Below are 16,336 nucleotides of genomic sequence, written 5' to 3' on the forward strand. Positions count from 1 at the left end.
GCCCGCCGGATCGCCCGCGGCTTCACCAACTACGACAACTACCGGCTCCGCATGCTCCTGATCGCCGGCGGACTTGACCCCCTCACCCCCACCTAGAATGCGCAGAGCCGCATTCTCCGGTGTCGTCTTCTGGCACTACATGAGGAGTGCTCGGATCGGCCGACGTCTTTTCTTGCTGGTGATCTTTGCTCTTGCGGGGGCGTCCTGGTGGTTGCCTGTTTTCATGCTTAGGGACGGACTGGCGTCCTACGGAGCATCGAGTTGTGCGGTCTCGGACAGCGGCTTGTTCGGCTGGTTCCAGGGCGCGATGTGGTCGGTCGTCATCGTGTCGTGGCTCGGCCTCCTCGGATACGTGGTCTTTGGGCCGTTGCCACCCGTTGAAACCCGGTCGGACGAATGATCGACGTTCGCGAGGCTTCTGGCGACATCGGGTGCTCCGCGAACGCGGTGGCATCGGAGCAGCAGGCGCTCGTAGCTGCCACGTGGGCGTAGCTGAAACCCGTCCGTGATGAGTCGCTGTCGGGCATTGTCGTCACCGGTGTCGAGGCGGCTTGTAGTGGCGGTGATGGCGCGGCCCTGCTCGTACAGCTTTAGTGCGATTTCCTCCTGATCGACGGTGCGTTGGCGGGGGTGCGGCGGGCGATCTGCGAGACTCAGGGGAATGAGGGAACGCATGGGGTCGAGAAAGCGGCCGTCGAGAATGTCGATCGCCCTTGCGGCTGGCGGGGTCGTCCTGTTCGTCGCCGTCTCCCTGCGGCTCGTCGTACTACTCTCGTCGGCCGACGATCTGAGCGACTCGCTGGGGCCCGAAGCCACCCTGTGGGTGGTGCTCGTGACGGTGGTCTTCGGCCTTGCGGTGTCGCTGCTCTTGGTGGCGATGGCGATGGCGAGGCTGAGGCGCAGCCTTCGCGTCCTACGCACACGGTTCCCCGCGGCTCTGGTGCAGACGGTGACGGTACGAGTCGAGCACCTCGACGCTGTGCGGGCATGGGGCGTCCGTCACGGAGCACGGATTCCGACCGCAAACGGTCTCGTCGCACAGCTCGTCGTGACGGTCGGCGCCGCCGCGCTCTACTCCGGTCGGCGCCCCCGGCTCGTGGTGCAACTGGCGGGCGACGGGCTCTCCTTCTCGATCGGCTCCACCACGACCATTGCCGGCACGTTCGAGCACCTCGAGATCGCCGACAAGGGCGGGCCGCTTCCGCCGGTCGTGATGTTCCCGGTAGACCCACACGTCGTAGTCTGGCCACGACGGCTGCGTGGGGCGGAGCTAGCAGACTTCTGCGCGCGCGCGACAGACGCTCTCTCGGGGTCCCCGCACCACCGACCGATTCCCCTGGACTAGACGGGCGCTCAGCTGTTTCCGGGAGCGCTTGCGTCGTCGGAGCAAACGCCGAACAGCTCATGGAGATCGGATCCGATCCGGTTCGAGGATCCACCCCTCGCCGGGCTGCCCGCCAGCGAGACGACCAAGGCCGACGCCGTCACGAAAGCGACCTCGTCCCGGTGTCGATGATCGAGCGCGCCGCCGGATTCGCCGCCGACGAACTGCGGGCAGACGACTACCTGCGCGGTATGTTGCAGGAAGCGGATTGCTCAGTGTTCATAGTCTGCTGTCACGATGCGGTGTGCTCCGTCGAGCGCGATGGTGCCGCCATGCGGGACGATCCACTGCGGGCGAGTGTGTCCGAACGGCACCCCGACACAGATCACAGCATTGGGGTTGTACGCGGTGACCTGCTCGATGATCGCGTCCCGTTGTGCCGTGCGCAGGCGTGCTCGTTCTCGCGCGGGCGGCACGGGTGAGTGCAGGTTGCTGACCGGTGGCCGGGCGACGAGCACACCGGCAACGGCGCTGAGGGTGCCGCGTTCACCCAGCGCGCGCACCCAACGCTTGACCTCGTCCGCGGACGGCGTCTCCTCACTGGTTTCCAGCATGAGGATCGCACCCTCGAGGTCGGCGTTGTCGGGCATTCGTCCAGCGATGGCGATCTGGTCGATGACCTCGATGCAACCGCCCCAGGTGGGGCCTGACACAGGCTTGTCCGGCCCGCCCCAGGTCCACGGCTCAGTGGTCTCGCGGTTGCCGAACTCCGTCAAGGATCGCGGATCGTCCCACGGCCATCCGAAGTCCTCAGACTCACCGGGTTCGGTGAGTCTGAGGGTGCCGCCGTCGAGCAGGGCCGCCCGCAGCGATCGCACATGGATGTCATCGAGGTGCGCGCCGGGCCCGAGGTGTACCTGGGTCGAACCGCCGTAGAAGCTTGGTACGCCGAGGTTCCACAGCAGGTTGTGCAGGTTCGTGTTGTCGCTGTAGCCGAGGAATGGCTTCGGGTTCGTTGCGAGCACGGCGGTATCGATGTGCGGGATGACGGTCAGTTGGTCGTCGCCGCCGATCGTGGCAAGCACGGCGCGGATGCTCGAGTCCGCGAATGCCGCGGTGACGTCGGCGGCACGTGCTTCCGCGCTTGCGCCGAGCTGCCGCGTGGTCGGGTACTCAACCGGGATCAGGCCCGTGGCTTCGGTCAACCGCCGCATCGCTTGCTCGTGCAGCGTGCGCGAGACCGCCGGCGCGGCAAACGCTGGAGAGATCACTGCAACCCGATCACCTGGACGAGCTTTCGGAGTTGCCTCAAACGACTTCGGGGCCATACACCGACTAGAACAGAAGCCCGCAGCGCACAAATCGATCGGTCAGCCTGCCGGCGCGGCCCGCCGCTTCCCGGCTTTCTCAGGGGCGCTTGAGCGAACGCGCAAGCGTGCGGATCTGCGAGAACGCCGAGTCGACATCCAACACTGTGCCCGGCGAGCAGGCCGCCGTCCCGCTGTCCCCCAAGGCCCCCGACCTCGAGCGCAGACCGTTCTCGCGGCGGATAGCGTGCGTGCCCTTCGCGCGGACTTCAGCCCCACTGGCCGCGCCCGCGGGAATTCACCGGCGGGTCACCGTGGTTTCACTCCACGGCACTGCCTCAGTGCGTCGCCGTGCGGTATTGTGTATGCATCTGAATTGATTTCTCGAAAGGCTCGTCCTCCATGACCACGTACAACGTCGGCCTCATCATCGGCTCCATCGCGACCGAGTCGATCAACCGTCGCCTCGCGAACGCCCTCGTCCGCCTCGCTCCGCAGGCCGACCTGAACCTCACCGAGATCCCCATCAAGAACCTGCCGTTCTACTCGTACGACAGCGACGGCGCCATCCCCGCCGAGGCCGCCGAGTTCAAGTCCGCGATCGAGGGCTCCGACGCCGTCGTCATCGTGACCCCCGAGTACAACCGCTCGGTCCCCGGCGTCCTGAAGAACGCGCTCGACACCGCGAGCCGCCCGTGGGGCCAGAACAGCTTCGCCGGCAAGCCCTCCGCCGTCATCGGCGCCTCGATCGGCGCGATCGGCACGGCCGTCGCCCAGCAGCACCTGCGCTCGATCCTCTCCTTCCTCGCCTCGCCCGAGCTGTCGCAGCCCGAGGCGTACATCCACCTCCGCGACGGCCTCATCGCCGACGACGGCGAGGTCACCGACGAGTCGGCGGCCGAGTTCCTGCTGTCGTGGCTGAAGGCCGTCCACACGCACGTCGCGAAGAGCCTCAGCCCCGTCGAGTGATCGACTGACGCACAGACGACACAGGCCCCGCCTCCTCTCGGAGACGGGGCCTGTGTCGTGCTCGGGATGCCTCGCGGTGCGGCTCACGCGCCCGCGTCGCCCGGTGCGGCCCGCCACGCCTCCCACAGCCGCGCGTAGCGCCCGCCCCGTGCGACGAGCTCGGCGTGGGAGCCCGCCTCGACCACGCGCCCGGCATCCATCAGCACGACGCGGTCCGCCCGAGCGGCCTGGCTCAGCCGATGCGCGATCACGAGCGCCGTCCGCCCGCGGACGGCGGCATCCGCGGCGGCGTCCAGCACTCCGGCATCCGCCGACCCCGCCTCGGCGGTGGCCTCATCGAGCACGACCGCGCCCGGGTCCTTCAGCAGCACACGGGCGAGCGCGACCTGCTGCGCCTCGGCGGCGAGGAGCACGGTGCCCGACGCGCCGACCGGCTCGGCGAGGCCTTCCGGCAGGCGTGCGAGGATTCCGTCGCCCCCCACAGCCTCCAGCGCGGCCCGCAGCGCGACATCGTCGGCGTCGGGTGCTGCGAGCGTCAGGTTCTCGCGCAGCGAGCCGTCGAACACATGCACCTCCTGCGTGACGAGCGCGACGGCGGGGGGACGGGCGACGTCGCCGCGGGAGGGGTGATGGATGCCCGCGGCGATCGCCGCGAGCGTCGACTTGCCGGCTCCGGAGGCGCCGACGAGAGCGACCGTCTCGCCCGGCGCGACCTCGAGCGTGACGTCCCGCACGACCTCGGGGCCGTCCGCGTACGCGTACGACACTCCGGTCATCCGCCAGCCGTCCGTATCGACGGTGCCGTCTCCCGCCGGCGCGGCCGTGCCACCCTCCGACGGCGCCGCCGACACCGTCGGCTCCGGAGCGTCGGCGGCGGCGTCGATGACCCCGATCATCCGACCGAGCGACGCCAGCGCCGACTGCAGGTCGTCGACCACGAAGAGGAGCTGGTTGATCGGGCCGAACAGCCGGATGAACAGCAGGATCGCCGCCGTCGCCCCGCCGAGCGTGCCGAGCCCCGTCGAGACGAGCACGAAGCCCGTGACGAGGAGGGCGGCCATGCCCGCGTACTCCGCGCCGTTCAGGCGCGCGAAGAACACGTTCTGGATGCCCCGTGCCCGCATCGTCCAGCGCACGACCTGCCACGAGGCCTTCGCGACGCGTGCGCCGAGGGGTCCCTGAAGGCCGTAGGCGCGAACCGTGCCGATGCCGCGCAGCGCCTCGAGGAGGTGCTGCGCACGCTCCGACATCGCGGCGCGCTCGGCGGCGTAGACCTGAGGGGCGGTGCGCAGGTAGCGACGGACGGCGAACACGTGGAGGGGCACGATGACGAGGGTCGCCAGGCCGTACCAGGGGTCGATCGCGGTCATCCCCACGACGGTGACGACGATCGTGAACAGGGCGCCCACGAGGGCGGGCACGACGCGCGGAACGGCGTCGGAGACCTCCGCCACGTCGTCACCGGCGCGCGCGACGAGGTCGCCCGTGCCGGCGGCCTCGACGCGCTCCTGCGGGAGGGCGAAAGCCGCCTCGACCATCCGCTCGCGGATGACGGCCAGGGTCCGCTCGCACAGCGCCGACGAGGCGACCACGCCGACCGCGCCGAGCACGGCGCCGACGACGACGGCCGCCGCCATCACGGCGCCGAGGATCCAGACGAGACGCGCGTCCGCGGCGACGTCGCTCGCGCGGGCGCGATCGACGACCGCGCCGATCGCGAGCGGCCCCACGACGCCGGCTGCCGCGGCGGCGAGCAGGACGGCGATGAGCGCGGGCACCCGCCACCATTCCAGATCTGCGGAGCGACGGAGGGTGCGCAGGACGACGCGCAGCGGCGCGACCGGGAGCGGGCCGGGCATCATGCGTCCCCCTCCCGCACGACGCGGTCCGCCACGGCGACGAACGCGGGAGAGCGCGACACGACGATCGTGCGTCGACCGGCGCGGGCGCGGCGGAGCCGGCTCGCGATCAGAGCCTCGGTGACGGCGTCCACGGCGGTCGTCGGCTCGTGGAGCACCAGGAGGTCGGGGTCACGGGCCAGTGCCCGGGCGAGGGCGACGCTCTCGCTGACCGCCGGAGAGGGCCGATCCGCCCTCGCCCACCGGGCTGTCGAAGCCCCGGGGGAGTGCCGCCTCGACGTCGTCGCACGCCGCCCACACGGCCGCAGCGGCGATGCGCGTGCGGTCGAGGCCGCCGCCTAGGGCGATGTTCTCGTGCACCGACCCCGAGAACAGGTGCGCTCCGTGCGGCACGTGGAGCGCGTCCGGATGCCGCTCCGGGAGGCGGGCGAGGACCGCCTCGGCGGCCGGGCCGCCGACCTCGGCGACGACGAGGGCGCCGGGCGGCACGTCGGAGAGAGCGCTCAGCAGGCGGGAGACGCCGGGGTCGGGGTCCGTGTCGACGCTCGCGTCGAGGCTCCCGCCCGCCCCTTCGGATTCGCGCGCAGCCGACGCCCGCTCGCTGTCGCGCAGCAGGTCGAGCACGCGAGACGCGGATGCCGTCGCCGAGGCCCACCACGACCCCGTGGACAGGGCCAGGCTCGCGAGCGGATCGATGAGGAACTGGGTGAGGCCGACCACGGCGACGAACGCGCCGAGGCCGATCGCTCCGTGCGCCGCGAGAAGGCCGGCCCAGACCGCGATCGCCGTCAGATAGAGACCCGTGACGGCGCTCATCGTGCCGCCGAAGGCGCCCTCGGCGCGGCGTGCGCGCAGCGTGTCGTGCAGGGCCGCCCGGCTGGCGCGCCGGTAGCGGCGGGTCGCCTCGTCCTCGGCGCCGATCCCGCGGACGACCCGGTAGCCCGCCAGGAGGTCCGCCGCCCGGCCCGCCGCGGTCGCGGCGGCCTCCTGCTCCACGCCGCTGCGGTCGCGGAGTGTCCGCCCCGCGCGCTCGGTGACCCACAGCAGCACGGGCACGCCGACGAGCACCGCGACCCCGAGCGGCCACGCGACCGACAGCAGGACGGCGCCTCCGAAGAGGACCGCGGCGAGCTGGCCGAGCGGATAGACGGCGATCTCGACGGCCTCGGAGAGCCGATTGACGTCCGAGGTGCCGATCGACACCGCGACGCCCGGCTGTTCGGACGGGCGCCCGGCCCGGGGTGCGCGACGCAGCAGGTGCCCGACGACCCGCTCCCTCAGCGCGTGCTGCACCGTGAGCATCCCGAGTTCCGCGAGGCGGGAGCCGAAGCGCCACGAGAACGACAGCATCAGGACGTCCGCCGCCAGCACCGCCAGCCAGAGGAGAAGCTGCCCGAGGTCGCCGGTGGAGACGGCCCGCTCGATCGTGACCCCGACCAGCACGGGCACGAGGGCCTCGCCGATCTGATGCGTGACCGAGAGCGCCGCCGCGGGCACGGTGAACCGCGGCGCCCCGGCCATCACGCGCAGCGTCAATCGCGTCGGGGTGGTCGCCGCGTCGATCCGGATCTCGCGCGCCCGCAGCGGCTCGGGAGGCGCCTGCAGCAGCATCGGCAGGGGACGGGGTGCTCTCACGGCGCGCTCCGCTCGCGGTGCCGGCCGAGCGGGGAGACCGCGGGCGTCCCCGTCACGGGGTCGGGGGCCACGACGCAGGGCAGCCCGAAGACGTGCTCCACCATCTCGGCGGTCACCACCTCCGCCGGCGCGCCCTCCGCGACGATCTCCCCGTCCTTCACCGCGATCAGGTGCGTGCCGTAGCGGGCCGCCTGGTTGAGGTCGTGCAGGACGGCGACGAGCGTCGTGCCGCCGCGGTTCAGGTCGGTGAGCAGCTCCATCAGCTCGATCTGGTGCGCGATGTCGAGGAACGTCGTCGGCTCGTCGAGGAGGAGGATCTCGGTCTGCTGCGCGAGCGCCATGGCGATCCACACCCGCTGCCGCTGCCCGCCGGAGAGCTCGGCGACGGGACGCTCGGCGAGATCGTCGGTGCCCGTCACTCCCAGGGCGGTGCCGACGGCATCCTCGTCGGTGGGCGTCCACTGCTGCAGGAACGTCTGGTGCGGATGCCGCCCGCGCGCCACGAGGTCGCGCACGCGGATGCCGTCCGGCGCGAGCGAGGTCTGGGGGAGGAGCCCGACGGTCCGCGCGAACTCCTTCGACCGGTACGTGCGCAGCTCGCGTCCGTCCAGGTGGACCGCTCCCGCCGTGGGCGTGAGCAGGCGCGACAGGGCGCGCAGCAGGGTCGACTTGCCGCTGGCGTTGGCTCCGACGATCACCGTGAAGGAGCCGTCCGGGATGTCGACGGACAGGTCGCGGGAGATGACGCGGCGGTCGTAGCCGATCGTGACGTCGTGGGCGGAGAGGCGGGCGGGAGGGGTCATGGACGTCTCCGGTTTTCGTGGACGAGCAGCCAGATCAGGTACGCGCCGCCCACCACGACCGTCACGATGCCGACGGGGAGTCGGGCGGGGAGCGCGTGCTGGGCGACGAGGTCGGAGGCCAGCAGCACGAGGGCTCCGGCCAGGGCGGAGGGAACCAGCGCGGTGCCGGGCGACCGGGTGATGCGCCGGGCGATCTGCGGGGCTGCGAGGGCCACGAAGGCGATCGGCCCCGCGCACGCCGTGACGACCGCGGTGAGCGCGACTCCGCACACCACGAGGGCGAGCCGCGCGCGTTCGACCCGCGATCCGAGGGCCTTCGCTGCGTCGTCGCCCAGTTCGAGCTGACGCAGCGACGATCCGATCCCGATGAGGACGGCGAACACGACGGCGATCGTGATCGCCCCCGTCGTGAACTGGCCCCATCCCACGGAGGAGAGCGAACCTGCGCCCCACACCGACGCGATCATGGCGACCTCGAGCTTCGCGCGCAGCAGCAGGTAGGTGCTGGTCGCCTGGAGCATTGCGGCGACGCCGATCCCGATGATGATCAGCCGGAAGCCCTGGATGCCGCGCCGGTACGACAGTGCGTAGACGACCGCCGCGGTGGCGAGACCCCCGACGACCGCGCCCGCGGAGACGGGCAGCGAGCCCGCGGCCGCTCCGAACACGATGATGACGATCAGACCGCCCGCGTACGACCCCGCCGAGAGGCCGATGATGTCGGGGCTTGCGAGCGGGTTGCGCGTGAGCGACTGGAAGATCGCCCCCGATGCGCCGAGCGCGGCGCCGAAGACCACCGCGGCGAGGACGTGCGGCAGGCGCCACTCGAGGACGACCGTGGCGGCGATGCCGTTCCCGTTCCCGGTGAGCGCGGCGAGGACGTCGCCGGGAGCGAGCGGCAGGTCGCCCAGGCAGAGGGCGGCCAACGCAAGGGCTGCGAGCAGGAGGGCGGCGACGACGCAGAGGACGAGGGTGCGTCGGTGCACGCGCGCCGAGACGAAGCGGGTGCGCACGACGAGCGCGGCGTCTCGCGGCGGCGCCGGACGGACGGCGGGTGCGGCGCTCACAGGGTGCTCGCGTTCGCGCGGCGGACGAGGTGGATCAGCACGGGCGCCCCGACGAACGCCGTCACGATCCCGACGGGGACCTCGCTCGGCCACAGCACGACGCGCCCGATCGTGTCGGCGGCGAGGAGCACGATGGGGGCGATCACCATCGACAGCGGCAGGATGCGGCGCTGGTCGGGCCCGACGATCCAGCGTGCGACGTGCGGGGCCATGAGGCCGACGAACGCGATCGGGCCCGCGATGGCCGTCGCCGACCCGGCGAGGAGGGTGACGGCGATCACGGTGAGCACGCGGGTGCGCACGATCCGGGCGCCGAGCGCGCTGGCGAGGTCGTCGCCGAGGCCCAGCGCGTTGAGGGCCGGGCCGCAGGCGAGGGCGAGCACGAGCCCCGCGAGGACGAACGGCACGGCAGGCAGGAGGACGTCGTAGCCCCGGTCGACGAAGGAGCCCGCGTTCCACGCGCGCAGCCGAGCGAAGGTGACCGGATCCAGGAGCATCATGGCCGAGGTCATCCCGACGAGGACCGCGCTCAGGGCGACACCCGCGAGAGTGAGCCCGACGGGATCGGCGCGGCGGCCCACCGCGCCGATCGCGGTGACCGCGGCGGTCGCGACGAGCGCGCCGCCGAACGCCCACGGCAGGTACTGCGCCGGAGCGGAGGCGCCGACGGCGACGCCGATCGCGACGAAGAACGCCGCCCCCGCGTCCACCCCGAGGATCCCGGGGTCGCCGAGCGGGTTGCGGGTGAGCGCCTGGATCAGCGCGCCCGAGAGCCCCAGGCACACTCCCGCCACGAGCGCGGCGAGCGTCCGCGGGATGCGCAGATCCAGGACAGTGCGGTCGGCCGTCGTGCCGTCGGGGCTCGTCAGCGCATGCCAGATCTCCGCGAGGCTCAGGGAGCTCGAGCCCACGCAGATGCTGATCGCGATCGCGAGGGCGAGCGCGAGGGCGACGGCTGCCCCACCGACGAGGCGGCGCGACCGCGGAGACGGCGCGTGGTCGCCCCGCGGTGCGCGGGCCCCGACCGCGATCGGTGCGGCCACCGGAGCCTCAGCCTTCGACGGTCTGCGGAGACGTGCCCGCGACGGCCTTCTCGAGGCGCGGCAGGAGCTTCTCCAGGACGTACTTCTGGCTGAGCGGCGTCAGGAAGTAGATCGCACCGGCGAGTTCGCCGTCCGTGTAGACGGTGTGGCCGCCCGAGACCGCGCGCAGCGACGAGGTCGTGCCGAACTGGAGGAGCGTGGCCACATCCTCGGACTTCTCGGTGGCGAACACGAGGACATCCGCGTCGATGAGCGACATGTTCTCGCCCGAGATGAGGGCCTGCTGGCCCGGCTGAGCTGCGTACTTCTCGAGGCCCGGCGTGATGACGAAGCCGAGGTCGGTGAGGAAGTCGGTGTTCAGGCCATCCGGGTAGACGTAGATGTTGCCGTCGTACGGTCCGCCCTGCGAGAAGTTCGCGGTGAGTCCGGCGAACTCCGGGTGCGCCTCGCGCGCCGCCGTGTACGCCTTCTCGACGCCGTCGATGAGCTCCTCGCCCGCGGCGCTGCGGCCGACCGCCTGGGCGACCAGGCGCGTCTGGTCCTGCCACGACGTGAAGTAGGGGCGCGACGGGTCGTCGTTCGTGATGGTGGGGGCGATCGCCGAGAGCTTGGTGTAGTCCTCCTGGCTCATCCCGGCATTGGTGCCGACGATCAGGTCGGGGGACAGCGACGCGATCTTCTCGAACTCGAAGCCGTCGCCCGTCTGCAGCACGGTCGGCTCCGCGCCGTGGAGCAGGTCCGTCGCCCACGGCCAGACCGCGTAGGGCTGCTCGCCGTACCACTCGGTGGTCGCGATCGGGGGGACGCCGAGCTCGAGCAGGATGTCCTGCTCGGTGATGCCGACCACGACGACACGCTGCGGTTCGCTCGGGATGACGGTCTCGCCGAACTGGTGGGTGACCGTCACGGGGAAGGTGTCGGTGGCCGTCGTCGTGTACGTCGCGTTGCGCTCGGCGGCGGGAGCGGCGGCCGCGCCGCATCCGGTCAGCAGTGCCGCGACGGCGGCGAGGGCGGCGCCGACGGCGGCGATGCGGAGGGAGCCGCGGGAGCGGCGTGCAGGGGCGTGCGGGACGGTCATGGAGGCCTCGTTCTTCGGGAAGGGAATCGGCGCTAGGTTAGCCTTGCCTAATCAGTCGCGCCATCACGCCGAGGAGTCAGCCATTGTTGTCATCGGACACCGCTCTGTCCGCCGATCGATATCGGCTTCCCCGTGATCGGGAGCGCGAGATCCCGAGCGTCGATCAGCGGACATCCGGGCGCCTCGTCGTCGAGTCGTATGTCGTCGCACCCGAGGAGGGGTTCGAGCTCCACCACCACGACCAGGATCAGCTCGCGTGGATGCGGCGGGGCGCGATGGAGCTCAGCGTCGGTGGTCAGCGGTGGCACCTGCGCGGCGAGCACGCGGCGTGGATCCCGGCGGGAGCTCCGCACGCGATGCTGTTCCGCGAGCACGGCGATCTGATCAGCGTCTATACCGATCCGGGTATGCTCCGCGACGACCCCGCCGAGGGGGCGCGCCTGCTCGACATCGATCGCCTCGCCGCGGGCGTGCTCGATCACCTGGCGACGGGGGATCGGCGCTCGCGTCGGTGGCGGCTGTGCGCTGCGCTCCTCGACGACGTCGTGCGCGATGCGCGCTCGTCGCGTCAGGTGATCGCGCTGCCGGTCGATCCGCGGGCGCGCGCCGTGGCGGATGCGCTCCTCGCCGACCCGGCCGACCCCCGCGACCTGGCGGAGTGGGCGTCGTCGCTCGGCGTCAGCACCAAGACGATCGCGCGCGCCTTCGTCGCCGACACCGGGTGCACGTTCCGGGAGTGGCGCGTGCGTGCGCGACTGCAGGTCGCGGTCGGGCTGCTCCTCACCGGCGAATCCGTGCAGGGGACCGCGCTCGCGGTCGGCTACGACGCGGCGAGCAGCTTCATCGCCGCCTTCCGGGAGCGGTTCGGACTCACGCCCGCCGCCTACGCGGCGCACACCCGCGGCGGCTGAACCGCGGCGACCGAGCGGCGATCGGGTGGCGATCGCCGGCGATCAGGCGGCGCCCTCCCGTGCGCGCAGATCCTTGCGCAGGATCTTGCCCGAGGCCGATTTCGGGATGGCGTCGACGAACTCGACGCGCCGCACCTTCTTGTACGGCGCCACCTGCCCGGCGACGAAGGCCATGACCTCGTCCGCGGTGAGGCCGGAGTCGGCGGCGGCCACGACGAACGCCTTCGGGATCTCCTCCCGCTCCTCGTCGAGGATGCCGATGACCGCGGCATCCATCACCTGCGGATGGCTGAGCAGGAGGGCCTCCAGCTCGGCTGGGGCGATCTGGTAGCCGTGGTACTTGATGAGCTCCTTCACCCGGTCGACGATCGAGAAGTAACCGCCCTCGTGATAGACGGCGACGTCTCCGGTGTGCAGGAACCCGTCGGCATCCAGCGTCTCCGCGGTCGCATCGGGGCGCCCGAGGTAGCCCAGCATGACGTTCGGCCCCCGCACCCACAGCTCTCCCGGGCGGGTCACGCCGTCCTCGCCGACCTCCGTGATCTCCTCGCCGGTCTCGGTGTCGACGAGCCTGTTCTGCGTGTTCGGGACCATGACGCCGACCGAGCTCACCGGGATGTCGTCCCGGCCGTACGGCATCGCGTGCGAGACGGGGCTCAGCTCGCTCATCCCGTACCCCTGCATCATCCGGGCGCCGAGGCGGCGGCCCGCGAGCTCCGCCGTCTCGCCGTCGAGCGGAGCCGCGCCGGAGAACACGGTGTGGACCGTCGAGGTGTCGTACCGGTCGACGAGGGGATGCTTCGCGAGGGCGACGGCGATGGGCGGGGCGATGTAGAGGTACGTGCAGCGGAAGCTCTGGATGTTCTCGAGAAACTGCGCGAGGTCGAAGCGCGGCATCGTCACGAGGGCGGCGCGCTGCTTCAGAGCCAGGTTCAGCAGCACCGTCATCCCGTAGATGTGGAAGAACGGCAGGACGGCGAGCACCCGATCCGTCGGGGACAGGTCGATCGCCGCGCGGCACTGCGCGACGTTCGCGACGAGGTTCCGATGGCTGAGCATGACGCCCTTGGGCACCCCGGTCGTGCCCGACGAGTAGGGGAGCACCGCGACGTGCGTCGCCGGGTCGAGGTGCACCTCCGGCGCGGGTGCGCCCTCCGAGAGGAGCTCGCGCAGGGTGGGGCTGCCGGGTGCGGTGTCGGGGGAGCCGTCCAGGACGATGAGGTGGGCCGCGTCGATGCCGACGGCATCCGCGGCCGCCCGCGCCTGCTCGAGCAGCGGCGTCACCGTGACGAGCCACGTGGCGCCGGCATCCGACAGCTGCTTCTGGATCTCGCCCGCCGTGTAGAGGGAGTTGATGGTCGTGACGGTGGCGCCCGCGCGGAGGATCCCGTGGAAGACCGTCGCGAACGCCGGGACGTTCGGGCAGAGGAGCCCGAGGACCGTCCCGCTCCCGACGCCGCGCGCGGCCAGCGCTCCCGCGAACGCGTCGATCTGGGCCTTCAGGGCGCCGTACGTGGTCTCCGCGCCCGTCGCCGGGTCGATCAGGGCGACGCGCCCGGCGTCCTCGGCGGTCAGGTCGCCGAAGAGGTCGTCGTAGATACTCGCCTCGGGGATCTCGACATCGGGCAACGGGCTCTCGAACACGGGCGGTCTCCTTCGACGGCGCGGGGCCGGCAGCGTCGCCGGTTCCCGCCATTGTGGCATCCCTCCGTACTCGGTACCAGCATTCGTGAGACCGAGTACGGAGGGTGCGCTTAGACGGCGACGACGGGGGAGGCCGCCGCGCGCAGCCTGGCAGCGGCTCGGTGCTCGGCGGCCTCGAGGGGCGTGACGCCGCGGGCATCGGCGTCGGCGAACAGGGCGCGCAGCGACCCGCCGATGCCGGCGACGCGGTCCATGATCTCGCCGCGCGACCCGATCCCCTTCGCCTCCAGGTCGAGGTACACCACGCCTCCGGCATTGACCACGAAGTCGGGCGCGTACAGGATGCCGCGGGCGGCGAGGCGATCGGCTCCGGAGCGGTGCGCGAGCGGGTTGTTCGCCGGACCGCACACGGCGCGGGCGGCCAGGGCGTCGATGACGGCGTCGTCGAGCAGTCCGCCGATGCCGGCCGGGACGAACACGTCCGCCTCGACGAGGTGCTCTGTTCCGGGGTCGACCCACGCCGCATCCAGATCGTTCGCGAGCGAGCTCTTGCGCGGGTCGACATCGGTCACGGTGAGCACCGCGCCCTCGGCGGCGAGACGCACGGCGAGGCGCCCGCCGACCTGACCGAGGCCCGAGATCGTGATGCGGCGGCCCGCGACGTCGGGCGACCCGGTGACCCGTTCCAGGGTGGCGCGCAGCGACTCGTAGACGCCGAGGCTCGTGGGCCCCGCCGGCTCGCCCGATCCGCCGACGGCGTCGGGGAGGCCCACGACGTGCGCGGTGCGCTCGCTCACGGTCAGCATGTCCTCGGTGGTCGAGCCGACGTCCTCGGCGGTGCGGTACAGGCCGTCGAACCGCTCGACGGCGTCGCCCAGGTCGAGGAAGGCGGCCCGGCGGCGCTCGGCGTCGAGCACGGCCCCGGGCGGCAGGCAGATGACGGACTTGCCGCCCCCGGCGTCGAGCCCCGCCGCGGCGTTCTTGAGCGTCATCGCCGCGGAGAGGCGCAGGGCGTCGCCGACGGCGTCGCTCCAGTGCGGGTAGGCCCACAGGCGGGCGCCGCCCAAGGCGGATCCGAGCGCCGAGGAGTGGAGGGCGACGGTGATCATCAGGCCGCTGCGCGGGCCCGTGGTCACCTCCACGCGTTCGTGGGTGAAGTCGGGCAGGGGCAGGGTGTGCGTCATCGCATCTTCTTTCGGCCGGCCTTGTGGGCTGTGCTCTGCGGGCGCTGCGGCTGTGCGGCGTCCCCGTCCATTGTGCCCCGTCCCCCGGCGGTTCGGGGGTGAGGTGTCGGGTGGGGTGTCTGTGGGTGAGCCGGGGGCCGGGTGAGGCCTCTGGTGGGGTGGAGTCGGTCGACGCCTCGGGGTTTCGTGCCGAAAGCAGGCTGGATCGGCGCTGGCGCGGGTGGCGGGGCTCGACACGCCGGGTCCGGCCTGCCGGCCGAACGGGGTCGCCGATTCCCGGCGGCGGTTCGGCGCCGGCGCGGATGGCGGGGCCTCGGGCGGGCTGAAGTCGAGGTGGGGTGCCGGGGTTTCGTGCCGAAAGCAGGCTCGATCGTTGCTGGCGCGGGTGGCCGGGCTCGACACGCCGGGTCGGGCCTGCCGGTCGAACGGGGGCGCCGATCGGAGGTCGTGGGACGGAGGGGCTGGGCGGGAGTCGGCAAGTGCGGCGGTCCCCTCCCCAGTCGGGCATCGGGGTGATTCGTCCACATCTGGGACGGAAGGGCGACAAGGTCCACGGCGGACGGCGCAGGGTATCGGCATGTCTGTTCCCACCGCCGTCCCTCGCCTGTGGCGCACGCGAGCGCTCCGACGCGCGGGGCTCACGGCGCGGCAGATCGCAGACGGGGTCCGAGACGGACGACTTCTGCGCCCTCGACGGGGCGCATACTGCGGGGCGGACACGGATCCGGATTGTGTCCGGGCGGCGCAGCTGCGCGGCCGGCTCACGTGCGTGTCGGAGTTGCGTCGTCGCGGCGTGTTCGTGCTGGTTCGAGGCGACCTGCACGTCCACATCGACCGCACGGCCGCGCGGTTGGACACGAATCCGCCCGGAGTCCTGGTGCATCGCCGGAGGCTCCGTCGTGTGCCCGCGCACGACGGGCTGTGCGTCGAGCCCGTGGACGCCGTCATCGACGCGGTCCGGTGTCAGGATCCGCGCTCCGCCATCGCCACACTCGACTCGGCCCTGCACCTCGGCGTGCTCCACGACGACGATCTCGACGAGGTGTTCGATGCGCTGCCGCGGCGGTTCCGCAGGTTGAGGCCGCTTCTCGACGCCCGCGCCGAGTCGGGTCCGGAATCGCTGATGCGGCTGCTGCTGCGAGCGATCGGCCGACCCTTCGAGGTGCAGGTCCGCATCGACGGTGTGGGGCGCGTCGACTTCCTGGTCGATGGATGGCTCATCGTCGAGTGCGACAGTCGGGAGTTCCATTCCTCGTGGGAGGCCCAGCGTGCGGACCTCCGTCGCGACCTCGCGGCGGCGGAGCGGGGGTACCTCACGATGCGCTTCATCGCCGAGGACATCCTGTGGCATCCAGACCGGGTGTCGGCCGCGCTCCGCGGAATCCTCGTCCGCCGACGGATGGTGTCGTCGGCAGGCTGAAACGTCGCCCGATGGTTGCCGCCCGGGTCGGAGCGGTGGTCTGGCCTGCTTTCGACACGGCACACCCTGCGAACGCGGGCTGGCCGGGCCGC

Annotated in this window: 15 protein-coding genes; 4 read left to right on the forward strand and 11 right to left on the reverse strand. The window is 72.0% G+C overall.

The window, feature by feature from the left end; all coding sequences use genetic code 11:
* Nucleotides 1–246: 246 nt before the first annotated feature.
* A complete protein-coding gene (locus WFI00_RS10265; RefSeq protein ID WP_336632211.1) occupies nucleotides 247–675 on the reverse strand; it encodes a hypothetical protein in 429 nt (142 codons plus the stop codon).
* On the opposite strand from WFI00_RS10265, the gene WFI00_RS10270 reads away from it, so the two are divergent.
* Nucleotides 662–1,345: a hypothetical protein gene (locus WFI00_RS10270; protein WP_336632212.1), complete on the forward strand. Its 684-nt coding sequence runs from the start codon at nucleotides 662–664 to the stop codon at nucleotides 1,343–1,345. The genes WFI00_RS10265 and WFI00_RS10270 overlap by 14 nt on opposite strands.
* Nucleotides 1,346–1,596: 251 nt before the next feature.
* On the opposite strand, the gene WFI00_RS10275 is transcribed toward WFI00_RS10270, so the two are convergent.
* The gene (locus tag WFI00_RS10275) at nucleotides 1,597–2,652 is read right to left on the reverse strand and encodes a S66 family peptidase (protein ID WP_336632213.1); all 1,056 of its coding nucleotides are present in this window, start codon (nucleotides 2,650–2,652) and stop codon (nucleotides 1,597–1,599) included.
* Nucleotides 2,653–3,033: 381 nt separating this feature from the next.
* On the opposite strand from WFI00_RS10275, the gene WFI00_RS10280 reads away from it, so the two are divergent.
* Nucleotides 3,034–3,600, forward strand: a complete 567-nt coding sequence (locus WFI00_RS10280; RefSeq protein WP_336632214.1) for an NADPH-dependent FMN reductase — start codon at nucleotides 3,034–3,036, stop codon at nucleotides 3,598–3,600.
* An 83-nt stretch (nucleotides 3,601–3,683) separates the two neighbouring features.
* On the opposite strand, the gene WFI00_RS10285 is transcribed toward WFI00_RS10280, so the two are convergent.
* From WFI00_RS10285 to WFI00_RS10315, 7 genes are read right to left on the reverse strand one after another with little or no spacing between them, the layout of a single operon-like run.
* On the reverse strand, nucleotides 3,684–5,462 hold the full coding sequence (locus WFI00_RS10285; protein ID WP_336632215.1) for an ABC transporter ATP-binding protein: 1,779 nt from the start codon (nucleotides 5,460–5,462) through the stop codon (nucleotides 3,684–3,686).
* Nucleotides 5,459–5,617 carry a hypothetical protein gene (locus WFI00_RS10290; protein WP_336632216.1) on the reverse strand — a complete coding sequence of 53 codons (159 nt, stop codon included), beginning with the start codon at nucleotides 5,615–5,617 and terminating at the stop codon, nucleotides 5,459–5,461. Before WFI00_RS10290 ends, WFI00_RS10285 begins: the two co-directional genes overlap by 4 nt.
* Before the next feature lie 13 nt (nucleotides 5,618–5,630).
* The gene (locus tag WFI00_RS10295) at nucleotides 5,631–7,094 is read right to left on the reverse strand and encodes an ABC transporter ATP-binding protein (RefSeq protein ID WP_336632217.1); all 1,464 of its coding nucleotides are present in this window, start codon (nucleotides 7,092–7,094) and stop codon (nucleotides 5,631–5,633) included.
* Nucleotides 7,091–7,897, reverse strand: a complete 807-nt coding sequence (locus WFI00_RS10300) for an ABC transporter ATP-binding protein (protein ID WP_336632218.1) — start codon at nucleotides 7,895–7,897, stop codon at nucleotides 7,091–7,093. The genes WFI00_RS10295 and WFI00_RS10300 overlap by 4 nt, the downstream gene beginning before the upstream one ends.
* Nucleotides 7,894–8,964, reverse strand: a complete 1,071-nt coding sequence (locus WFI00_RS10305) for a FecCD family ABC transporter permease (protein WP_336632219.1) — start codon at nucleotides 8,962–8,964, stop codon at nucleotides 7,894–7,896. The genes WFI00_RS10300 and WFI00_RS10305 overlap by 4 nt, the downstream gene beginning before the upstream one ends.
* A complete protein-coding gene (locus tag WFI00_RS10310; RefSeq protein ID WP_336632220.1) occupies nucleotides 8,961–10,007 on the reverse strand; it encodes a FecCD family ABC transporter permease in 1,047 nt (348 codons plus the stop codon). Before WFI00_RS10310 ends, WFI00_RS10305 begins: the two co-directional genes overlap by 4 nt.
* A 7-nt stretch (nucleotides 10,008–10,014) precedes the next feature.
* Nucleotides 10,015–11,085 (reverse strand): iron-siderophore ABC transporter substrate-binding protein, encoded by a 1,071-nt coding sequence (locus WFI00_RS10315; RefSeq protein ID WP_336632221.1) that lies wholly within the window; start codon nucleotides 11,083–11,085, stop codon nucleotides 10,015–10,017.
* 86 nt (nucleotides 11,086–11,171) lie between these two features.
* Here WFI00_RS10315 and WFI00_RS10320 point away from each other — a divergent pair, with 86 nt between their 5' ends.
* Nucleotides 11,172–11,996, forward strand: a complete 825-nt coding sequence (locus WFI00_RS10320) for a helix-turn-helix domain-containing protein (RefSeq protein WP_336632222.1) — start codon at nucleotides 11,172–11,174, stop codon at nucleotides 11,994–11,996.
* A 42-nt stretch (nucleotides 11,997–12,038) separates the two neighbouring features.
* Here the strand turns inward: WFI00_RS10320 and WFI00_RS10325 are convergent, their stop codons facing one another.
* Complete coding sequence (locus tag WFI00_RS10325) at nucleotides 12,039–13,640, reverse strand: AMP-binding protein (RefSeq protein WP_336632223.1); 1,602 nt, start codon at nucleotides 13,638–13,640, stop codon at nucleotides 12,039–12,041.
* Nucleotides 13,641–13,750: 110 nt separating this feature from the next.
* The gene (locus WFI00_RS10330; RefSeq protein ID WP_336632224.1) at nucleotides 13,751–14,824 is read right to left on the reverse strand and encodes a Glu/Leu/Phe/Val dehydrogenase family protein; all 1,074 of its coding nucleotides are present in this window, start codon (nucleotides 14,822–14,824) and stop codon (nucleotides 13,751–13,753) included.
* Between the two features lie 901 nt (nucleotides 14,825–15,725).
* Here WFI00_RS10330 and WFI00_RS10335 point away from each other — a divergent pair.
* On the forward strand, nucleotides 15,726–16,244 hold the full coding sequence (locus WFI00_RS10335) for an endonuclease domain-containing protein (protein ID WP_336632225.1): 519 nt from the start codon (nucleotides 15,726–15,728) through the stop codon (nucleotides 16,242–16,244).
* Nucleotides 16,245–16,336: the final 92 nt, after the last annotated feature.

Origin of the sequence: Microbacterium sp. MMO-56 (genome assembly GCF_037146215.1) — a bacterium.
Taxonomy (GTDB): domain Bacteria; phylum Actinomycetota; class Actinomycetes; order Actinomycetales; family Microbacteriaceae; genus Microbacterium.